The 18,924-nt window shown below is 56.8% G+C and carries 18 protein-coding genes; 8 read left to right on the top strand and 10 right to left on the bottom strand.

The window, feature by feature from the left end:
• The first annotated feature begins 81 nt into the window (after window positions 1-81).
• Complete coding sequence (gene treB, locus IBT47_RS03655; RefSeq protein ID WP_200559205.1) at window positions 82-1,500, top strand: PTS trehalose transporter subunit IIBC; 1,419 nt, start codon at window positions 82-84, stop codon at window positions 1,498-1,500.
• A 23-nt stretch (window positions 1,501-1,523) separates the two neighbouring features.
• Window positions 1,524-3,167, top strand: a complete 1,644-nt coding sequence (gene treC, locus IBT47_RS03650; protein ID WP_200559204.1) for an alpha,alpha-phosphotrehalase — start codon at window positions 1,524-1,526, stop codon at window positions 3,165-3,167.
• A 46-nt stretch (window positions 3,168-3,213) separates the two neighbouring features.
• Here the strand turns inward: treC and IBT47_RS03645 are convergent, their stop codons facing one another.
• Window positions 3,214-3,546 carry a hypothetical protein gene (locus tag IBT47_RS03645; RefSeq protein WP_200559203.1) on the bottom strand — a complete coding sequence of 111 codons (333 nt, stop codon included), beginning with the start codon at window positions 3,544-3,546 and terminating at the stop codon, window positions 3,214-3,216.
• Between the two features lie 148 nt (window positions 3,547-3,694).
• Window positions 3,695-4,402, bottom strand: a complete 708-nt coding sequence (locus IBT47_RS03640; protein WP_200559202.1) for a hypothetical protein — start codon at window positions 4,400-4,402, stop codon at window positions 3,695-3,697.
• 379 nt (window positions 4,403-4,781) lie between these two features.
• Between IBT47_RS03640 and IBT47_RS03635 the strand changes: the two genes are divergently transcribed.
• From IBT47_RS03635 to IBT47_RS03625, 3 genes are all read left to right on the top strand, one after another.
• Entirely contained in the window at window positions 4,782-5,708 is a 927-nt protein-coding gene (locus IBT47_RS03635; protein ID WP_200559201.1) for a substrate-binding domain-containing protein, read from the top strand.
• A 64-nt stretch (window positions 5,709-5,772) separates the two neighbouring features.
• Entirely contained in the window at window positions 5,773-6,825 is a 1,053-nt protein-coding gene (locus IBT47_RS03630; RefSeq protein ID WP_200559200.1) for a sugar phosphate isomerase/epimerase, read from the top strand.
• A 5-nt stretch (window positions 6,826-6,830) separates the two neighbouring features.
• Window positions 6,831-8,003 carry a Gfo/Idh/MocA family protein gene (locus IBT47_RS03625; RefSeq protein WP_200559199.1) on the top strand — a complete coding sequence of 391 codons (1,173 nt, stop codon included), beginning with the start codon at window positions 6,831-6,833 and terminating at the stop codon, window positions 8,001-8,003.
• Window positions 8,004-8,090: 87 nt separating this feature from the next.
• Here IBT47_RS03625 and IBT47_RS03620 read toward each other — a convergent pair whose 3' ends face one another.
• Window positions 8,091-8,987, bottom strand: coding sequence for a DMT family transporter (locus IBT47_RS03620; RefSeq protein WP_200559198.1), 897 nt, complete (start codon window positions 8,985-8,987; stop codon window positions 8,091-8,093).
• 963 nt (window positions 8,988-9,950) lie between these two features.
• On the opposite strand from IBT47_RS03620, the gene IBT47_RS03615 reads away from it, so the two are divergent.
• Window positions 9,951-10,844, top strand: a complete 894-nt coding sequence (locus IBT47_RS03615; protein WP_200559197.1) for a LysR family transcriptional regulator — start codon at window positions 9,951-9,953, stop codon at window positions 10,842-10,844.
• Between the two features lie 21 nt (window positions 10,845-10,865).
• Here the strand turns inward: IBT47_RS03615 and IBT47_RS03610 are convergent, their stop codons facing one another.
• Window positions 10,866-11,378, bottom strand: coding sequence for a GNAT family N-acetyltransferase (locus IBT47_RS03610; RefSeq protein ID WP_234471681.1), 513 nt, complete (start codon window positions 11,376-11,378; stop codon window positions 10,866-10,868).
• A 60-nt stretch (window positions 11,379-11,438) separates the two neighbouring features.
• Here IBT47_RS03610 and IBT47_RS03605 point away from each other — a divergent pair, with 60 nt between their 5' ends.
• Window positions 11,439-12,017: an XRE family transcriptional regulator gene (locus IBT47_RS03605; RefSeq protein WP_105591947.1), complete on the top strand. Its 579-nt coding sequence runs from the start codon at window positions 11,439-11,441 to the stop codon at window positions 12,015-12,017.
• Window positions 12,018-12,137: 120 nt separating this feature from the next.
• Here IBT47_RS03605 and IBT47_RS03600 read toward each other — a convergent pair whose 3' ends face one another.
• From IBT47_RS03600 to IBT47_RS03580, 5 genes are all read right to left on the bottom strand, one after another.
• Complete coding sequence (locus IBT47_RS03600) at window positions 12,138-13,169, bottom strand: substrate-binding domain-containing protein (RefSeq protein WP_200559195.1); 1,032 nt, start codon at window positions 13,167-13,169, stop codon at window positions 12,138-12,140.
• Window positions 13,170-13,281: 112 nt separating this feature from the next.
• Complete coding sequence (locus IBT47_RS03595) at window positions 13,282-15,060, bottom strand: cold-shock protein (RefSeq protein WP_200559194.1); 1,779 nt, start codon at window positions 15,058-15,060, stop codon at window positions 13,282-13,284.
• A gap of 33 nt (window positions 15,061-15,093) precedes the next feature.
• Entirely contained in the window at window positions 15,094-15,531 is a 438-nt protein-coding gene (locus IBT47_RS03590; RefSeq protein ID WP_200559193.1) for a GNAT family N-acetyltransferase, read from the bottom strand.
• Window positions 15,532-15,579: 48 nt separating this feature from the next.
• Window positions 15,580-16,332 carry a DNA-binding transcriptional regulator YciT gene (locus tag IBT47_RS03585; protein ID WP_200559192.1) on the bottom strand — a complete coding sequence of 251 codons (753 nt, stop codon included), beginning with the start codon at window positions 16,330-16,332 and terminating at the stop codon, window positions 15,580-15,582.
• 125 nt (window positions 16,333-16,457) lie between these two features.
• Window positions 16,458-17,717, bottom strand: coding sequence for a DUF1479 domain-containing protein (locus tag IBT47_RS03580; RefSeq protein WP_200559191.1), 1,260 nt, complete (start codon window positions 17,715-17,717; stop codon window positions 16,458-16,460).
• Between the two features lie 187 nt (window positions 17,718-17,904).
• Here IBT47_RS03580 and IBT47_RS03575 point away from each other — a divergent pair, with 187 nt between their 5' ends.
• Window positions 17,905-18,132 (top strand): hypothetical protein, encoded by a 228-nt coding sequence (locus IBT47_RS03575; protein ID WP_200559190.1) that lies wholly within the window; start codon window positions 17,905-17,907, stop codon window positions 18,130-18,132.
• A 92-nt stretch (window positions 18,133-18,224) separates the two neighbouring features.
• Here the strand turns inward: IBT47_RS03575 and IBT47_RS03570 are convergent, their stop codons facing one another.
• Entirely contained in the window at window positions 18,225-18,902 is a 678-nt protein-coding gene (locus IBT47_RS03570) for a type 1 glutamine amidotransferase domain-containing protein (protein ID WP_200559189.1), read from the bottom strand.
• Window positions 18,903-18,924 lie beyond the last annotated feature (22 nt).

Below are 18,924 nucleotides of genomic sequence, written 5' to 3'. Positions count from 1 at the left end.
AGCGGATCTGGATATTCTTGCGTCGATTTCAGACAGCCCCTGACCCGGCATTGGACACTTCCAGAGATAAGGCCACTTCTTATGAGTAAAGTTAAGCAACAGGATGTTGATCGGCTGATCGACCTTGTCGGCGGCAAAGACAACATCGCCACCGTAACCCACTGTATAACCCGTCTGCGTTTTGTCCTGAGCGATCCGAAGAAGGCCTCGCCGCAGGGGCTGGAAGAGCTGCCGATGGTCAAAGGCTGCTTCACTAACGCCGGGCAGTTCCAGGTGGTGATCGGGCCGGAAGTCGGCGACTACTACAAAGTGCTGATTGCCACGATCGGCCAGGCTGAAGTCGGCAAAGAACAGGCAAAAATTGCCGCCCGGCAGAATATGAGCCTGTTTGAGCGCAGCATCTCCCACTTCGCGGAGATCTTCTTCCCGCTGCTGCCCGCGCTGATCAGCGGCGGTCTGATCCTCGGCTTCCGCAACGTTATCGGCGATATTCCCTTCAGCAACGGCCAGACGCTGGCGCAGATGCATCCAATGTGGCAGTCGGTTTACGACTTCCTGTGGCTGCTGGGCGAAGCGGTGTTTATGTTCCTGCCGGTGGCGGTGTGCTGGTCAACGGTGAGAAAAATGGGCGGCACCGAGATCCTCGGCATCGTGCTGGGCATCACTCTGGTGTCTCCGCAGCTGATGAACTCCTATAACCTCGGGCAGCAGCTACCGGAAGTGTGGAACTTCGGCTGGTTCACCATCGAAAAAGTCGGCTATCAGGCGCAGGTGATCCCGTCCGTGCTGGCCGGTATGGCGCTGGCGCTGGTGGAAAATGCGCTCAAGCGCATCGTACCCGCCTACCTGTATCTGGTTATCGTGCCGGTGACCTCGCTGCTGATTGCGGTGTTCCTTGCCCACACGCTGATCGGGCCGTTTGGCCGCATGATCGGTGACGGCGTGGCGTTCGCGGTGAAAAGCGTGATGACCGGCAGTTTTGCGCCGATTGGTGCGACGCTGTTCGGCTTCCTCTACGCGCCGCTGGTGATTACCGGCGTGCATCAGACCACGCTGGCGATCGATATGCAGATGGTGCAGAGCACCGGCGGCACGCCGGTCTGGCCGCTGATTGCCCTGTCGAATATTGCCCAGGGTGCGGCGGTAGTGGGCGTGATTATCGTCAGTAAAAAACATAACGAACGTGAAATCTCGGTTCCGGCGGCGATCTCCGCGTTCCTCGGTGTGACCGAACCGGCCATGTACGGCATCAATCTGAAATACCGTTTCCCGATGCTGTGCGCGATGATCGGCTCCGCCGTGGCGGCGCTGATCTGCGGACTGGCAGGCGTGACGGCGAACGGTATTGGCGTCGGCGGCCTGCCGGGCATCCTCTCTATCAAGCCGCAGTTCTGGAGCGTTTACGCGCTGGCGATGCTGGCAGCAACTGTTATCCCGATTATTTTGACCGTGCTGGTTTACCAGCGTAAGGCGCGCCGCGACGCGCTGGCCGCGGTGTAGTGGTATTTAATAAGGAACAGGCAATGAGTAACGAAGTGCAGTGGTGGAAGAACGGAACCATCTACCAGATTTACCCAAAAAGTTTTCAGGACACCACCGGCAGCGGCACGGGCGATATCAGCGGCATTATCAACCGGCTGGATTATCTGCAAACGCTGGGCGTGGACGCGCTGTGGCTGACGCCGATTTATCTGTCGCCGCAGGTGGATAACGGCTACGACGTGGCCGATTACTGTGCCATCGACCCGGCCTACGGCACCATGGAACAGTTCGAGCAGCTGACGGCGGAAGCGCATCGGCGCGGTATTCGCATCGTGATGGATATGGTGTTTAACCACACCTCAACGCATCACGAGTGGTTCCTTAAGTCCCAGGATCGCGACAGCGAGTTCCGCCCGTTCTACATCTGGCGGGATGCGGCCGAAAACGGCGGGCCGCCGAACAACTGGCGCTCCAAGTTTGGCGGCGGGGCCTGGCAGTGGCACGAAGCGAGCGGGCAGTACTATCTGCACCTGTTTGCTACCGAACAGGCAGACCTGAACTGGGAGCATCCGCCGGTGCGCGAAGCGCTGAAGCAGGTTTGCCGCTTCTGGGCGCAGAAGGGCGTTGACGGCCTGCGGCTGGACGTGGTGAATCTGGTCTCCAAGCAGCAGGATTATCTGCCGGATGACGTGGGCGACGGCCGCCGTTTTTACACCGACGGGCCGCGCATTCACGATTTTCTGCACGAGTTCAGCACCGATGTGTTTCAGCCGCTGGGCCTGATGACCGTGGGCGAGATGTCATCTACCCGGCTGGAGGACTGCCGCCGCTACGCCGCCAATGACGGTAGCGAGCTGTCGATGACCTTTAATTTCCACCATCTGAAAGTGGACTATCCCAACGGCAATAAGTGGACCGACGCCGCGCCGGATTACGTGCTGCTGAAGCAGATATTCCGCGAGTGGCAGCAGGGGATGCACGGCCACGCCTGGAACGCGCTGTTCTGGTGTAACCACGATCAGCCGCGCATCGTTTCGCGCTTTGGCGATGAGGGTGAACTGCGTGTCACCTCGGCGAAGATGCTGGCGATGGTGCTGCACGGGATGCAGGGCACGCCGTATATTTATCAGGGCGAAGAGATCGGCATGACCAATCCGGGCTTCACCCGCCTTGAACAGTATCGCGATGTGGAAAGCCTGAATATGTACGCCGAGCTGAAGAGTGCCGGGCACAGCGATGAGGAGCTGCTGCGCATTCTGGCGCGTAAATCCCGCGATAACAGCCGCACGCCGATGCAGTGGAGCGCCGATGCGCAGGCCGGATTCAGCGCCGGTACGCCGTGGATCCCGGTGGCGCATAACGCCAGCCAGATCAACGTGGAGCAGGCGCTGGCCGACCACGACTCGGTGTTTTATCACTATCAGCGGCTGATTCAGCTGCGTAAAAACGAGCCGCTGCTGACCGAGGGCGATTACCAGGATCTGCTGCCCGATCATCCGTTTATCTGGTGCTATACCCGTTCCGCCGGGGGGAAAACCCTGCGCGTGCTGGCGAATCTGAGCGGTGAAGAGCAGGCGGTGACGCTGCCGGCGCTAAGCGGTGAGGTGCTGCTGCACAACTATGAGGATGCTGCGACAACGGGACGCCTGCGTCCTTACGAGTGTATCTGGCAGCTGGCGGACTGACGGTTGAATGCGGCGCTTCCGGCTGAACGGAACGCCGCATCAGCGATTAATCGGCCTGCTGGAATTCGCTGGCCATCAGCTGCTGGCAGGCATCGGTAGATTTTGCCTGCTGGCGCTGTTCCGGCGACAGCGACTGCCAGCTGTTCACCACTTCTTCGGCAATTTCCTGATCGAACTCGTCTTTATTCAGCGCCGACGGTGATTCGCCGCGCATGCTCATCTCTTTGATTTTTTGCAGGTAATAGTCCGCCGACGCTTCCGGCTGTTTCACCACCACGCTGCACAGATGGTTGATATAGCTGGCCTGGGTTTGCTGCTCGTCCGCCGCGCTGGCGGAGGCGGCGGTGAAAAGTAAGAGGATGGGGAGTAGAAATTTCATAACATCTCCTGCGGTGGCCCGTCTCCGGGGAGTTTACAAGGCTGGTCAGCTTCAGCTGTGACAGTAGTCAGTATGGGGCAACACGGGTGAAAATGCTGCTGCATTACCACCCGCTGCGTCAAAATCAGTGTCAGTGTCAGCGTTGAACTTAATCCTGTTCAGGCGTTTTCTTTGTCTCTTCCGTTTTATCTTCTTTTTCCGGCTCTTCCGGTGCCGCGTGGTTATGCGTTGGTTTCAGCAGCTGGATATCGAGGATCACATAGGTCATGGTACTGATAAACAGCGAGATCACGCTGCCCATCACGCCGCTGGTGGTGAAGGTCAGATAGTTATAAATCACCAGCCATGTCAGACCGATAAACAGCGCCAGCGCGGTGGCAATCGCCGGGCTGGAATAGTCGCTGGCCCCTGAACTGCGGGCGTTCACGGAGGTAAACAGGCTGCCGGAGCTCTGAGACTCCAGCGCGTGGATGGCCCGGTCCCAGCTCTCCGTACGGCGGGCGCTGGTTTTACAGTGGAACAGGTACAGAATGGCAATAAAGTAGCCGGAAAAAGCGATCAGCACCGGAATGGCTTCCAGCGCATATTCAATGCTTTTATGGCCGTGGCTGGCATTCCCGGCGGAGAGATCCAGCGTCAGCGATGCGCCCAGTGCGGCATACAGAAAAACAAACAGCGCCAGGAAAGTGATGGCGTGCTGCCAGAACAGCGTCGACTCGCGGTTTTTCTGCCCGACGGCGGTGGTCAGTGCCTGTTGAATTTTCGCCGTTCGCCGTTCGTCGTATTCACCTTCGGCCTCGTTTTCAAAAAATGCCTGCATAAACTCTGCATCAGCCTGCTCTGTAACCACTTTCATCCCTTGCCTCAATAACAGTTAATTAACGTTCATAGGGTAGCAACGGAACAGGCGTTGTGGAACCCGTAACGATCTCAGTTCATTTCCCCTGAATTAATGTGATTACCCTCTAAGAAAACGATTCTGCCTGGCGGGTGGTAACGGCATTTTAGTAATTAACAAAACATTAACATGATGAATTTAAAACGCTTAACGCACGTTTCATCCGTGAAATGCGCTCAATTTTCGCGCATTGCAATTTTTATTGCTCCGATCTTATTATTGGAAAAAATGGTGCGAAGTCCTGCTGACAGGCAGGGCCATTTTTAAATAACGGCAGTTGATAATAAACCTTCGTAGTCGGTTAACGCCGATTAACCCATTAATGTGGAAGGCAATAATGAAAAAATCACTCTTACTCTGTCTGACCCTTCTCACGCTCAGCCCGGCCGCTTTTGCCGTTCAGGTGGGCGTCAGCATCGCACAAATGGATGATGTCTTCCTGTCCCGCCTGCGGGGATACGTGCTGGACCAAAGCAAAACCTACCCCGATATGAAAGTGCAGTTTGAAGATGCGCAGGGCGCAGTCGATAAGCAGCTGAGCCAGGTACAGAATTTTATCAACGGTAAGGTTGATGTGATTATCGTCAACCCGGTGGATACCCAGGGCACCAAAAACATGAGCGAGGCCGCCAGAAAGGCCAAAATTCCGCTGATTTATCTCAACCGTATGCCGTCGGACTCGAAAATGGGGGACGGCGTCAGCTATATCGGCAGCGATGAGGTAGAGGCGGGCAGGCTGCAAATGGCGTATCTGGCCGAGATGGTGAAGGATCGTAAAAGCGTCAACGTGGCGATCATGAAAGGGCTGCTGAGCAACGATGCAACCCGCTTCAGAACCCAGGGAGCGAAAGAGGTCATCGCCAAACACCCGAATATGCACGTGACGCTGGAAGATACCGCCAAATGGATGCGTGAAGACGGCATGAACCTGATGAACAACTGGCTCCTCGCCGGGGACAAAATCGACATTCTGTCCGCGAACGCCGATGAAATGGCGATTGGAGCGGCGATGGCGATTAAGAGCAATGGTCTGAAGCCCGGTAAAGACATTCTGGTCGGCGGCACCGACGGCGGTCCGAACGGGTTGCAGGCGATTAAAACCGGCCTGCTGACCGTCACCGTGTTCCAGGATGCGAAATCACAGGCCTACGGCGCGGTAGATATGGCCGAGACAGCCGCGAAAGGCGGCAAAGTTGAGGACATTAAATTCATTCCATTCCAGCAGGTTACGCCGCAGAACTATCAGCAGTTTATGACGAAGTAATTATTTTTAGTGGGGTTATTTGCACCTGCGTTTCCCGCAGGTGCCTTTTTCTACAGGAGCCACAATGAAGACAATTAAAGGTCCTGGTGTATTCCTGGCGCAGTTTGCCGGAGACAGCGCACCTTACAATACGCTGGCCGGTATGGCGGCATGGGCGGCGGAGAAAGAATTTAAGGGCGTGGAGATCCCCACCTGGGATACGCGGCTGATCGATCTGGCGCGCGCGGCGGAAAGCCAGACCTACGCCGACGAAATTCTCGGCATCCTCGCCGAACACGATCTGACACTCACCGATTTAGCCAGCCATTTGCAGGGGCAGCTGGTGGCGCTGCATCCGGCATTTAATCTGCCTGCCGATAGCTTTGCGCCGGAAGCCGTGCGCAACAACCCGCAGGAACGGCAGCGCTGGGCGACCGAACAGCTGCATCTGGCGGCGAAGGCCTCCCGCCGTTTCGGTTTAAGCAAACACGTAACGTTTTCCGGCACGTTGCTATGGCCCTATCTCTACCCCTATCCCCAGTGGCCGGAAGGGTTAATTGAGGAGGGCTTTGACGAACTGACGCGCTGCTGGCTGCCGATCCTCAACGCTTTTGACGAGCAGGGGGTGGACGTCTGCTACGAGATCCACGCTACCGAAGATCTACACGACGGCCTGACCTTCGAGCGCTTTCTGGCGAAAACCGGCAACCATCCCCGCTGCAATATGATGTATGACCCCAGCCATCTGGTGCTACAGGGCATGGATTATCTGGCGTTTATCGATCACTACCATGAACGGATTAAAGCCTTCCACGTGAAGGATGCCGAGTTCCGCCCCAACGGTAAAAGTGGGGCCTGGGGCGGCTATCAGCCCTGGAGCAGCCGTGCCGGGCGCTTCCGTTCGCCGGGCGACGGGCAAATCGACTTTTCCGCAATCTTCTCCAAACTGACGGGCTACGGTTTTGACGGCTGGGCGGTGCTGGAGTGGGAGTGCTGCTTTAAAAACCCCGAAGACGGCGCGCGCGAGGGAGCGAAATTTATCCGCGACCATATCATCCGCGTGACCGATAAATCCTTTGATGATTTCTGTAAATCCTGGGCCGATCCGGCGCTTAACCGTAAAATTTTGGGGCTTTGACCATCATGAAAAAAACACCACTGAAGGGGCGGCGCATTCGCCTGGGGATGGTCGGCGGCGGCGAGGGAGCCTACATCGGCGGCATCCACCGCTTTGCTGCCCGGCTGGATAATCAGTATGAGCTGGTTGCCGGGGCATTCGATATCAATGCTGCCCGAGGGCATGCTTTTGCGGCAGAAAACTTTATTGCCGCCGACCGTTCCTATGACGATTTTACGGCGATGATCGCCGCCGAATCCGCGCGTGAAGACGCCGTGGATGTGATTGCTATCTGCACGCCCAATTTCACCCACTATCCCGTGGCGCGCGCCTGCCTGGAGGCGGGGATCGATGTGATTTGCGAAAAGCCGCTGACCAGCACGCTGGAGGATGCGGAGCTGCTGGCCGAAGTGGTTCAGCGTACCGGCGGCTTCCTCGGCGTCACCTATACCTATGCGGGCTATCCGCTGATTGCCGAGGCGCGGCAGCGTATTGCCGCCGGGCTGATCGGCCAGGTGCGTACGGTGCAGGTGGAGTATCCGCTGGAGTGGATGGCGACCGGCGTGGAGCTGAAAAATAATCAGCAGGCCGCCTGGCGCGTCGATCTGAAGAAAAACGGACGGGGTGGCTCGGTGGGCGATATCGGTACTCATGCCTACCATCTGGCGGGCTATGTGACCGGGTTGAAGGCCGAAAGCGTGATGGCCGATCTGGCGACGTTTGTTGCGGGGCGTGCGCTGGACGATAACGCCCATGTACTGATCCGCTATGAGGGCGGCGCCCGGGGGATGTTGTGGTCGTCGCAGGTGGCGATTGGCTGCTCCAACTCGCTGCGGCTGCGCGTTTTTGGCGAAACGGGCAGCCTGATGTGGGCGCAGGAGCAGCCGAATGAACTGCTCTTTACACCGCTGGAGGGCAACAGCCAGGTCATTAAACGCGGGCGCGACGGTCTGGCAGCGTTAACCCGTTCCCGCACCCGCACGCCGCCGGGCCATCCCGAAGGCTACATCGAGGCATTTTCGAACCTCTACAGTGGATTCGCCGATGCGCTGCGGGCGCGTGATGTGGGGCAGGAACCGGGCCTGGCCGGCGCGGCGGTGCCGCAGATTTATGACGGGCTGAAAGGCGTGGCGTTTGTCGATGCGGTGGTAGACAGCCACGAGCAGGGCACGGTGTGGATGAAACCGAAGTACTGCTGATACTCTGGGATCTCTGACCGCGAAGGCCGCGGTCAGAGATTCGGCCAGTGCCGTTCCCCTCAAAGAGGCCGAGCCTCGCCGGGTGCGTTAACGGCGGATCACCACCAGCAGCCCGCCTATCACCAGTACCGTTCCCACCATCTGCTCCAGCGAGATCGGTTCCTTTAACAGCCACCAGCTAAAGAAAATGGTCAGTACCGGGCCAAGAAGACCGATCATCACCGCTCTGGCGGCACCAATGCGGAACACGGCGGCGGACTGCCAGAAAATCGGCAGCACCGTGGAGAACAGCGCCATCGCCAGGCACCAGCCGTAAACCGGCAGGGGAAGATTCAGCGCCGTCAGTCTATGGGTAAACAGGAAGTGAACCAGCGTGGCGAGGGTAGACACCAGCAGCGCCAGCACGGAGAACTTCATCGCGCCAAGACGGGCGATCGCTGCTTCCGACCCGGCACTGTAACCGGCATAAAGCACCGCGCAGCCGAACACCAGCAGACCGCCGGTGATCACCGTGCCGATTTCGCTGGTGACACTGACGTCGTGCATAAAGGCGAAGATAATCCCCGCGTAGGCGAGCGCCATCGCCAGCAGCACCTTTCTTTCAAACTTTTTCCCCAAGAAGGCTACCCCGAGCAGGATGGTCAGCATCGGGTAGGTGAAGAGGATCAGCCGTTCCAGCCCGGCGGAGATATACTGCAGGCCCATAAAGTCCAGCATGCTGGAACCGTAGTAGCCCACCACGCCGAGCAGGAACAGCCATCCATAATCTTTACGCGTCAGCGCCGGGCCCTGGCGCAGGATGGGGATCGCCATCAGCAGGATAAACGGCAGCGACATACTCATCCGTAGTGCCAGCAGGGTAACGGCATCCACGGGTGCGGACTGATAGGCGAGTTTGACGAAAATCGCCTTAAAGGAAAAACCAAAGGCGGCGAGTACGGCAAACGTAATCCCGGCTGCGCGGGATGGGGCAGATAGCGTCATTTGAACCATTTTATATGTAGAGTGAAATGCTGTCGGCGGTTCGATTCACACCGAATAGCGGTTAAATCAATGCTGTGGTCAGGTGCCTGTCCGGCCGGATAATTTGTTGTTCTGCGTGTTCCTTGGGGTTTAGCGGGGCGTGTGTTTTGCGATAAGAGAGATAATCGCTGACGGTTTCTGATATGTGAAATCGTAATCAGGTATGTGTCTGATATGCATTTTATATGATTCAAGGGCAGGGGCTTCGCGTTGAGAGCCGGGAGGATGGTCCGGCCTCGGCTGCTGCTGACGTGATAGCAGCAGTGGCGGTAAGCAAAGAGAGGGGGGCTCGGCCTCGGCGACTGCCGGACGGTCCTCGCGCCGCTTTGCGGTCCCTTCGGTTACTGCATTGTGCCGTGCGGATCGGCCAGGATTGAACATCCCTGTTCAAGCCCGGCCTGAGCGCTGCATCCATGCTGCGCTCTCCTGGCCCAATGCCTCCACCTCAGCGCTGCGGATTATCCGGCAGCCGCCGAGGCCGAGCCCCTGTTACAGTTGGCATCGCTGTTTGAAGATCGCGTGTTCGTTAATTTTAAGAGCCAGAGCCAGACTCTTTTTTCAAACAGGCAACGAAAAAGTAAAAAGCAGACTGGCAGGAGTGCCGAACGGGCAATCCGCAGCGCTGAACGTAGCGAGGAAGCCAGGATTCGGCCACACGGACGTGGCCGAAAGTCACAGCCGCGCAGGACGCGCGTCTGTGGCGGTCCGACCGGCTGACGAGCGAAGTGAGGGCACCGCAAAGCGGCGCGAGGACCCGCCCGAGCGGTGCCCCGACCAGTCTAAGCCGTCACCCTATTCGCAGACGTCACGCCCTCATAAAACCCTCTGGCAAAATGTTGAATATCTCACCCCACCAGCGCTAAAGTTCGATATACAAAACCGCCATCCAGCAGGGCTCTCATATCCACAGCCTATCGAGAGAAAATGATTAACTTCCGTATCATCCGCCATATGTGGCTGTTCCTTGCCGTGGCCGAAGAGAAACACTTTGGCCGTGCAGCCAGGAAATTAGGCATGACGCAGCCTCCCTTAACCCAGCAAATCCAGGTGCTGGAACAATCGCTAAAAGTTAAGCTCTTCGACCGCTCAAAAAGAAACGTGCAGCTGACGCCGGTCGGCCTGGCGATCCTTCCTGCGGTGAAGAAGTTTGCGGAGCAGGTGGAACGGCTCGAAGTGGCAATCAACGAAGCCGTTGCCGGACACAGCGGCGTGCTGACGATCGGTGCCATCAGCGCCGCGATGCTGGACGTACTTCCCGGCTACATCCGGCGAATGAAGGCACTGAACCCGGATATCGTGATTTCCATTAAGGAGATCGACAGCGCCGAGGCGATTCCGGCGCTACAAAATGGCGAAATTGACCTGGCCTTCGCCCGCCTGACCGGTGAACAGGGGGAAGGCATCGAATCGCTGCCGATCTCCAGTGCGGAACTGGTGGTGACGCTACCGCACGATCACCGTCTGGCCGGGCAGAGCCGAATCAGCCTGCGATCGCTGATGAATGAAGAGTGGGTGATGTTTTATCGTTACCTCAATCCGGGCTATTTCGACAGCATCATCTCCGCCTGCCGCAGTGAGGGCTTTTCGCCACGTATTCTCCATGAGGTCCGCTCTGTAGCGCTACAGATTGCTTTCGTCGGCTGCGGGCAGGGCATTGCGCTGGTCCCGGCATCGCTGAAACATCTGTCGCTCACCAGCGTGGTGACGTTACCGCTGGAAGAGCGGATTGAAGTGGTCACTACGGCCGTTGCCTGGTCTTCTGCCCGCCAGAATCCGCTGGTGGAGCGCTTTGTTGAACTGGTGAAAGGGGAGGCGTAGCGGCCTGGCGTGCGGCCACCATCACGGACGCTCCCGCGTATCCAGCTTCAGCTGCATAAAGGTCAGATCCAGCCAGCGGCCAAACTTCATACCCACTTCATGAAGCTGGCCGCTCTGCTCAAATCCCAGCTTTTCATGCAGCGCAATCGACGCCCGATTGCCGGATTCAATCCCTGCTACCATCACGTGTTTACCGTGTTTGCGCGCGTGTTCAATGAGGGCTGACATCAGCGCCAGCCCCGCGCCGTGGCCGCGTGCGTCTTTATGCACATAGACGGAATGTTCAACCGTATGACGATAGCCATCCCAGGGGCGCCAGTCGCCGTAGGAGGCATAGCCAATGGTATCCCCCGCCTCGCTCACCGCCACCAGCACCGGAAACCCGGCCGCCTGGCGGTCGCGAATCCACTGAATACGGTTGCCGATATCCACCGTTTTCTCATTCCAGATTGCCGTGGTGTTCTGTACCGCATCGTTATAGATCTCGGTTATTACCGCTGCATCATTCTCAACTGCCGTTCCGATCTTGACCATAGACACCTCCGGTTTCATCTAATAAAGTGGACGTATTGTTTACTATTTTATTTATCCACTATGTTAGATAACTTGTCCAGTAAAGAAGATGATATTAATCGCCGCATCGGCCAGCGCATTAAGCTGGAGCGGGAACTGCGCGGCTGGTCGCTGACCGACCTGGCACAGCAGTCCGGCGTTTCCCGGGCGATGATCCATAAAATTGAACGCGGCGAGAGCAGCCCGACGGCGACGTTACTGGCCAGGCTGGCGGGATCGTTTGATATGAGTATGTCCCAGCTGATTGCGCAGAGTGAGATGCAGTCGGGCACGCTGCTGACGCTGGCTCAGCAGCCGGTGTGGCAGGATCCGGAAACGGGATATATTCGGCGGCACGTTTCCCCGCAGCAGATCCCGGCGGATCTGGTCAGTGTTGAGCTGCCAGCGGGCGTATCGGTGCCGATGCCGTCCATCTCCTATTTGTCCCGCCGCCAGTTAATCTGGGTAATCAGTGGCGAACTGGTGTTCCAGGAGGGGGAAAAAACCTTTGAGCTGGAAGAAGGGGACTGCCTGGCGTTGGGCGATCCTGCCGACTGTGTGTTTATCAACCGCAGCGAGCGGGCGTGCCGCTACGCGGTACTGGTGCTGAAACCGCTTTAGGTTGCACCTTTCGGTATAAATTGCCCGGCGGCCTGTTTCAAACGTACAGCGTCGAGGGCAAACTCTGGATGCCAGATGCCAGATGCCAGATGTTGGATAGTTGCCAGCATCCAGCTTCGATTAGCCCGGCATCAGTGTAAAGCGGGTAACAATCTCAATCGGCACAAAGGTATGCGCTGACACCGGTTTCTGCTGATTCAGCGCAATCAACCTGTCTACCGTTTCGAGCAGCAGCTGCGGGATATTTTGTGACAGGATATAGTCAATTTTCTCCGCCAGGATCAGGCGTTCGGTAACCTCGTTGACTTCATGGGTGATCACCACCGGTTTTATCGTGCCCTGGTATTCCTCCAGCGCGGCGACAAGCCCTTCGTTCCCTCCGGCAACGTTGTAAACCGCGCGGATATCCGGATCGTTTTTCAGCAGCTGTATCGCCGCATCGTAGGTTTGTTGCGTATCGTCATTGCCTGAAACCACTTCCAGTACGTTGACCGAAGGCAGGGTTTTTCTGATCTGCGCGCGGAAACCAATTTCGCGATCGTCATGGCAGCTGTAGGAGAGCGTGCCAACAATCACCGCCACGCTGGACTGAGGGCAGTGCTGCAGATGTCGGCCCAGAATAAAGCCAGCCGCCTGGCCCGCAGCACGATTGTTGATGCCGATATAGGCATCGCGGGCGTCAGGATCAAGATCGCTGACCAGCGCAATGATACGCTTTCCCTGTTGCTTCAGTTTAAGTACCGCTGCATTTATTACCGGCGTGTTTTTCGCCACGATAGCGATGGCATCGGCGCTCTCTGCCTGCTGCGTGATTAAACGCACCACCTCGTTGTCATCGGTGACCGGGCAATCGGCGATATCCAGCGTGACTCCCCGTGTCTTGAGCTGGCTTGCGATCTTCTCGCCTGCCTGTTTTACCGATGCGTTGTACTCCGCGCCGCCCTGAACCACCAGCGCAAAATGGGCATTCTGTTTCACTACGGCAGGCTTCATATCGCCCGCGGCCTCCACCAGCAACGAGGCATAGGCGTGCTGAACGGCTTCAACGGTTCTGGGATTGACCCCCGGACGGTTGTTGAGGACGCGATCGATGGTTGCGCGGCTAAACTGCGTAGCAGCAACCAGTTCTTTCATGGTGGGTTTACGGTTCATAAACAATAGCCTGCCTTCACGGTTCCATGTTCCTCATGTTACTCCATCTGTAGCCGCTAAGTCTTCGTAATACCTGATGATTCATAAAGGATCTGTATTTGTGTGACTCAGCTTAACGGTTGAAATAAGGCGAACCACCGTAGAAGCGCTCGTACTGCACCGCTTCCGTTTCGCCGCCGCCGGTATTGCCATATTTTTCCCTGTGATGCGTACAGCAAGAGCCGCAGGAAGCACAGATATACCGCCCTTCGTCGCATTTCTCCGTCAGATCCCGGTCATCAATAATTTCACTGCATTTATAGCCAATGCAGTGGTTGATATAGTGGCTGATGTCAAACTGTTCGCAGCCGTGGCTGGCGCATTTAAACACCGTCAGGCGATAGGCTGCCTGGAAAGGTTTACGGATAAACCCGTTACTCGCTGCATCCCACACGGTAACCTCGACGCGGGAATATTTCATATTGGGAACCATCAGCAGACCGCAGCTGCGGCAGTTGAGGCGGGCAAACAGCTCTCTGATACGGTTAAACCAGGCGGCCAGTTTAATCGGTAAATCACGCTTCGACGGCTCACCCACGATCATATATTGCATACCGTAGTGGGCCAGCCAGTCATAGATCGAGAAATCCACAAACGCTTTACTGAGATCGGGCAGGACGCGTGGTTCCTCGCAGACTTTCGACCGGCAGAGGAAGCGGTTTTCTGTCGAGCCGTCGGCCTGTTTTGCCCGCCAGTGGAACGCTTCGCATGACAACCTGATATGCCTGAAGCGTTTTTGCAGCGATGTACACTGCGGAAACAGTCTGAAGATGGCAGGATGACCAACGGTGAATCTGCCCGAGAGCAGTGCCTGCCAGATCTCATGCAGGATCACGCTCTGTATTGCTGCTTCGTCGTTGCGGCCGATGAGCGGCAGCAGTTTAGCGAGAATAAAAAATTCCGGATCGGCGGATAGTTCCGGGCTGGACTCGATATCACTGACGAAGCTGAAATCCTTTCTGAACATCTTCTGCTTCAGCAGGCAGGGGGTGATAAAGTCACGGAATACCGGATGCCGGTACCAGTCGGCTTTTGAGGCAAACGCACGCGGATAAGCATCACGAATATAAGGTTCAACCGCCATTTTATCCTGGCCGAAGCTTCGTCGGATAAACTCGTCAATATCGCTGCCGCGATGCTTGAGAAGCGTTTCACCCGGCAGGCAGTTGAAAAACGCCAGATAGAGCGTGGCGCTAAGCGAAATTTTTTTCAGCAGCGTTTCTATTAGCGCAGACTGCGTGGGCGAAGGCGCAGGATGGTTCCCGGCCCATTTTTTCATCCATGCGGCGAACTGCTCAACATGTTTATCGATAAACTCGCGTGGCAGGGTATCAGGGCTAATGTGTAGTGCGATCAGATCGTTGAAATCTTTGTGGCTGGCGATAGCTTCAAACAGCTCAGGATAATATCGACGCTGTTGAAACAGCGCTAGCAGGTGGTAGGGGGCGATGCCGCTGGCAATCAGCTTGCTGACGACATCATCTCCCCAGGCCCGGACGAAGCAGGTAATGACTTTTTCACGCTGCGGCCAGCCGTTGAACTGAATTTCGCCCTGGCCGAAGGCACTGAAGTAATCCACCAGTTTATCGGCCGTTGTGGCCACATCAAGCAGATGGACCTCATACGCGGTGGGCTTAGCATGTTTGCCCACACCTTCACGAAAAAGTACCGGCGAGTTTTCATCGGGCAGTTGGCTGCCGACAATCTCGCTTTTATGAAAGAATAGCTCGGCCCGGCTTTCCGATTTCAGGAAGCCAAACTGGTTCTCTTTGCCGGTCTTATTGTTCAGGCCGCCATACCAGAGCACGCTGCCCAGATACCACCTGGCACGACCTTTAGCGTTTTCAGCCATATTGCTGATTCCTTCTTTGGTATCGAACGACCGTTATGCTCTGCGTTTTTCCAGGCGGATATCGCCTTCGTCTGCGGGGGTTTCGTTGCCCCATCCGCTATGACGATAGAATCCGGCTGCGCGCGTAGTTTTACCCGTTTCCAGCCAGATAACGTCGTGCTGCCGGAACAGCTCATCTTCAGCAACCTGAACCAGTCGTTTACCAATTCCTCTGTTTTCATATTCGGGAAGAACAAAGGCGGCAAACAGGCAGGCATCTTCCGGGATAATCATGGAAAATCCGACGACTTGCTGGTCTTCAGCCGCCACCCAGGCACAGGATGAATTCTGGATCATGGCGGTCACGGCGGCCCTGGTGATCCCCATTTCTTCAAGTTCTTCACAGGTCAGCGTATTTTCGCGGACCGAAGTGCGCACGTGAAACAGACCGTCGATATCATCGGGCGTTGCTGCACGGATGGTTATTGTCATGGCGGTAAATCCTTTTTTGGCTGAAGACGACCGTCAGTCTGCCTGGTGTTAGCGGCGCTGCGCGACAATATCCAGCTGATATTTCTGCTTAATCAGCGTGTTACGGATGTCAGGCGACAATCCATCATCGGTAATAATCTGGCTAAAGGTATGCTCAATCGAGATCGGGTAGGGGTGGACGCTGCCGAATTTGGACGAATCCGTCAGCGCGATAGTCCAGGTGCCCCTGGCCATCACCGCGTTCACTACGTCGCAGCGCATCATATTGCGGCCGGTAAAGCCGGTGTCCGCATGCCAGCCGTCCACGCCGATAAAGGCTTTATGGAAGTTAAGCTGCTGGATGCAGTAGCGTGTTAACGGCCCGACCACGGATTCGCTGCTTTTCTGATACTGACCGCCGAGGATAACCACTTCGCACTGCGAGTCGCGCAGCAGATGGGCGATAAAATGGCTGACGGTAATAATCGTCAGATCGCTGCGTGAGGCGAGTGCGCGGGCCAGCAGGGCATTGGTGCTGCCGCCTTCAATAAAGATGGCTTCACCGTCGCCGATCTGCGAAGCGGCAAATTCCGCCAGCCCCTGCTTGATTTTGTAGCGGGTCTGCATGCGGGAATTCACGTCGTCGCTGTCGGGGGCGACAGCGGAGCCGTGGACGCGCTTTAAAAAATTGTCGCGTTCCAGCGCGTTGAGATCCTGGCGGATGGTGACTTCAGAAACGCCGGTCAGCTGCGCCAGTTCGCTGACGCTAACACTGCCTCTTTCGTTCACCAGCTGGATGATATGTTCGTGTCTGCTGTTCATTCAGGCTTTGATAAGGCTGGAATAATTCGGTTCAGTCTAACAGATATTCTTTGCGGCACACTACGCCTGTACCAGGCAGCGAGTATTGTGGCTGGCCCAAAACTTCAGGCCAGCCGTTTTGTCACTTATTCCAGCCCGAGGCTGCGCTTGCCGATGTTGTTCAAATCCGCAGTAGTAAAGCGCTGCTGCCAGTCGCGTTCGTAGTCCTCCCGCGGGAAATCGCCCGGCGACGTTCCCCGATCCAGCGCCTGTGCCACTTTGTGTGCGTAGGCCAGATTCTTCTCGCAGAGCGGTGCCGCAGGGATATACATCACGTTGCCCCAGCCCTGCTGATCGGTCACCGGTGCCACCGAGTGGATCACATCACAGTGCCACCACACGGAGTCGCCCGCCTGCAGCGACGGGATGGAACTCAGCCCCTCAATCAAGTCAGGATGCCACTGTGGCGAGATCGGCAGCACTTTGCCCGGTGCCACGCCGCACAGTTCATCTTCCGGAACGTCGTCCAGCAGCGGCCTCAGCAGGACATAGGCCATCGCTTCCGGCACCGGCACCACGTGCAGCAACCCCTGGCCCTGCTGCATATCCGACAGTGCGGTCCAGCCCTGGAAGGTGCGGAAGGCAGAACATTTGGTTGTATTATCAACATCATATTCATGAACCTCGGTACGATGCGCCGCATCCCACGGGTCGTATGCGTCGAATCGATTGTTGAATATTTTGCTGAAAACCTGCTGATAGGCGGGCAGCAGCCAGCGTTCGAGCGCGCCGGAGTCGGTGTGTGCACCCAGCCCTTTTGAGGTGGTTCCCGGCAGGCGGCGGCGAATCCGGTCTGGATAGATGATGCTGACGTCCGGGTTAAACCACTTCACGCCTTCCGATTCGAATTTCCACAGGCGATTAAGGAACGACTGCGTTTCGGCCATCGCCTCGCTTTGCCGCGCTTCCATCTGCGCGGTGGACCAGTAGATCGGATAAATCTCCGGTCGTGACGCCTCCAGGCTGCCAAAGAACGTATCCCCCGGCCCGCGGTACTGCGCATCGAAATCGTTGCGGTCCAGGTAGTCGAGCATCGAGGTATCCCACGCCAGGTTTTTATCGCGCGGGAAGGTTTGCTTTACCACCACGCAACCGCGCCGCTTGATCGCCGCGATCTGTTCAGCAGTAATGCGTTTTTCAGCGATATCTGCCCAGTTAATCACCGGCCAGGCGGTGCCGTGCTCGGCCTCTTCTGCCCTGGCGCGGGCGATTTCAGTCGTGATTTTTTGCTTAACCTGATTAAAAAGCCCTTCAACATCACCGATCTGCTGGCGAAGCTGCTTTTTCATCAGCCGGATCAGGGCGTTATGGTCTTCAGGTAGGGTGTTAGAGGTGAAATCGCTCATCGTGACAGCTCCGCTTCAGGTGTGTTAGGCTTCGAATGAAGGTTTTATTATTTTCGTTCGTAATTATGGCGACGAAGCTAACAAAAATGCAACAAGTCTTGCGTGAGTCGGATCACGAATCGTTCACGTTCCGGGAACGGGACGATCCGCTTTGCTCAGGCCGATAGCGAAACGTGGGGGAGATGAAATGAGTATGTTGAGAGACAGTGCGCACTTTTTCCGCGACTACTTCAGGCTGTCCGCAGCTGACAGTGGCCGTATCTGGCAGGGTTTCAGCCCGGAGGCACGTTACGGCTATTTAGCGGCATTACTGCAGTGGCAGGTGGATGAAACCGATGACAACGGGCAGAGCTGTGAGGAGCGAAGCGGGCAGCGGCATGAAAATAGTGGCATTGAGGGGCGCACGAAAATCTGATTGAAAAACAGATAACCGGCCATTAAAAAACCGGGCTCAGGGTGGCCCGGTATGGTGAGGCTAAGCGCCAATCGCGCCCCTTTGCCGACGATTTAGCCCAGTTTTTTCAGCAGCGCCTTCGCCACATCTTCCGAGCTGGCCGGGTTCTGGCCGGTGATCAGATTGCCATCTTCCACCACGAATGGAGCCCAGTCGGCACCTTTCTGATAGTGTGCGCCAGCGGCAATAAACTCATCCTCAATCAGGAAAGGCACCACGTCGGTCAGCTGCACCGCCGCTTCTTCACTGTTGCTGAAGCCGGTCACCTTTTTGCCCTGAACGCGCGGTGCGCCGTCGGTGGATTTCACGTGGCGCAGCACGCCCGGCGCGTGGCAGACAAAGCTGATGGGCTTAGCGGCGCGGTCAAAGGCTTCAATCAGCGCAATGGAGTCGGCGGATTCGGCCAGATCCCACAGCGGGCCGTGGCCGCCGGGATAAAATACCGCATCAAAGTCCTGCTGATTGACCGTCTCCAGCTTCACGGTGCTGGCCAGCGCCTGCTGCGCCGCGCTGTCGGCCTTAAAGCGGTCGGTCATTGCCGTCTGAAAATCCGGCAGATCGCTTTTCGGGTCCAGCGGCGGCTGGCCACCGGCAGGCGAGGTCAGCACCACCTCCGCGCCCGCGTCTTTGAAGACGTAGTAGGGCGCAGCAAATTCTTCCAGCCAGAAGCCGGTTTTCTCACCGGTGTTACCCAGTTCGGCGTGTGAAGTCAGTACCATTAAAATTTTCATTACGGGTTCTCCGGTGATGAGG

The organism is Erwinia sp. S43, assembly GCF_016624745.1.
Taxonomy (GTDB): Bacteria; Pseudomonadota; Gammaproteobacteria; order Enterobacterales; family Enterobacteriaceae; genus Erwinia; species Erwinia coffeiphila.
Note: the sequence above shows the minus strand (reverse complement) of the source record. Positions and strands in the feature narration are given on the sequence as shown.

Coding starts and splice junctions, on each gene's coding strand:
- treB (WP_200559205.1), top strand. CDS start 82: ATGAGTAAAGTTAAGCAACAGGATGTTGATCGGCTGATCGACCTTGTC.
- IBT47_RS03635 (WP_200559201.1), top strand. CDS start 4,782: ATGAAAAAATCACTCTTACTCTGTCTGACCCTTCTCACGCTCAGCCCG.
- IBT47_RS03600 (WP_200559195.1), bottom strand. CDS start 13,169: ATGAACCGTAAACCCACCATGAAAGAACTGGTTGCTGCTACGCAGTTT.
- IBT47_RS03575 (WP_200559190.1), top strand. CDS start 17,905: ATGAGTATGTTGAGAGACAGTGCGCACTTTTTCCGCGACTACTTCAGG.
- IBT47_RS03620 (WP_200559198.1), bottom strand. CDS start 8,987: ATGACGCTATCTGCCCCATCCCGCGCAGCCGGGATTACGTTTGCCGTA.
- IBT47_RS03630 (WP_200559200.1), top strand. CDS start 5,773: ATGAAGACAATTAAAGGTCCTGGTGTATTCCTGGCGCAGTTTGCCGGA.
- IBT47_RS03585 (WP_200559192.1), bottom strand. CDS start 16,332: ATGAACAGCAGACACGAACATATCATCCAGCTGGTGAACGAAAGAGGC.
- IBT47_RS03580 (WP_200559191.1), bottom strand. CDS start 17,717: ATGAGCGATTTCACCTCTAACACCCTACCTGAAGACCATAACGCCCTG.
- treC (WP_200559204.1), top strand. CDS start 1,524: ATGAGTAACGAAGTGCAGTGGTGGAAGAACGGAACCATCTACCAGATT.
- IBT47_RS03625 (WP_200559199.1), top strand. CDS start 6,831: ATGAAAAAAACACCACTGAAGGGGCGGCGCATTCGCCTGGGGATGGTC.
- IBT47_RS03645 (WP_200559203.1), bottom strand. CDS start 3,546: ATGAAATTTCTACTCCCCATCCTCTTACTTTTCACCGCCGCCTCCGCC.
- IBT47_RS03595 (WP_200559194.1), bottom strand. CDS start 15,060: ATGGCTGAAAACGCTAAAGGTCGTGCCAGGTGGTATCTGGGCAGCGTG.
- IBT47_RS03570 (WP_200559189.1), bottom strand. CDS start 18,902: ATGAAAATTTTAATGGTACTGACTTCACACGCCGAACTGGGTAACACC.
- IBT47_RS03605 (WP_105591947.1), top strand. CDS start 11,439: ATGTTAGATAACTTGTCCAGTAAAGAAGATGATATTAATCGCCGCATC.
- IBT47_RS03590 (WP_200559193.1), bottom strand. CDS start 15,531: ATGACAATAACCATCCGTGCAGCAACGCCCGATGATATCGACGGTCTG.
- IBT47_RS03615 (WP_200559197.1), top strand. CDS start 9,951: ATGATTAACTTCCGTATCATCCGCCATATGTGGCTGTTCCTTGCCGTG.
- IBT47_RS03610 (WP_234471681.1), bottom strand. CDS start 11,378: ATGGTCAAGATCGGAACGGCAGTTGAGAATGATGCAGCGGTAATAACC.
- IBT47_RS03640 (WP_200559202.1), bottom strand. CDS start 4,402: ATGAAAGTGGTTACAGAGCAGGCTGATGCAGAGTTTATGCAGGCATTT.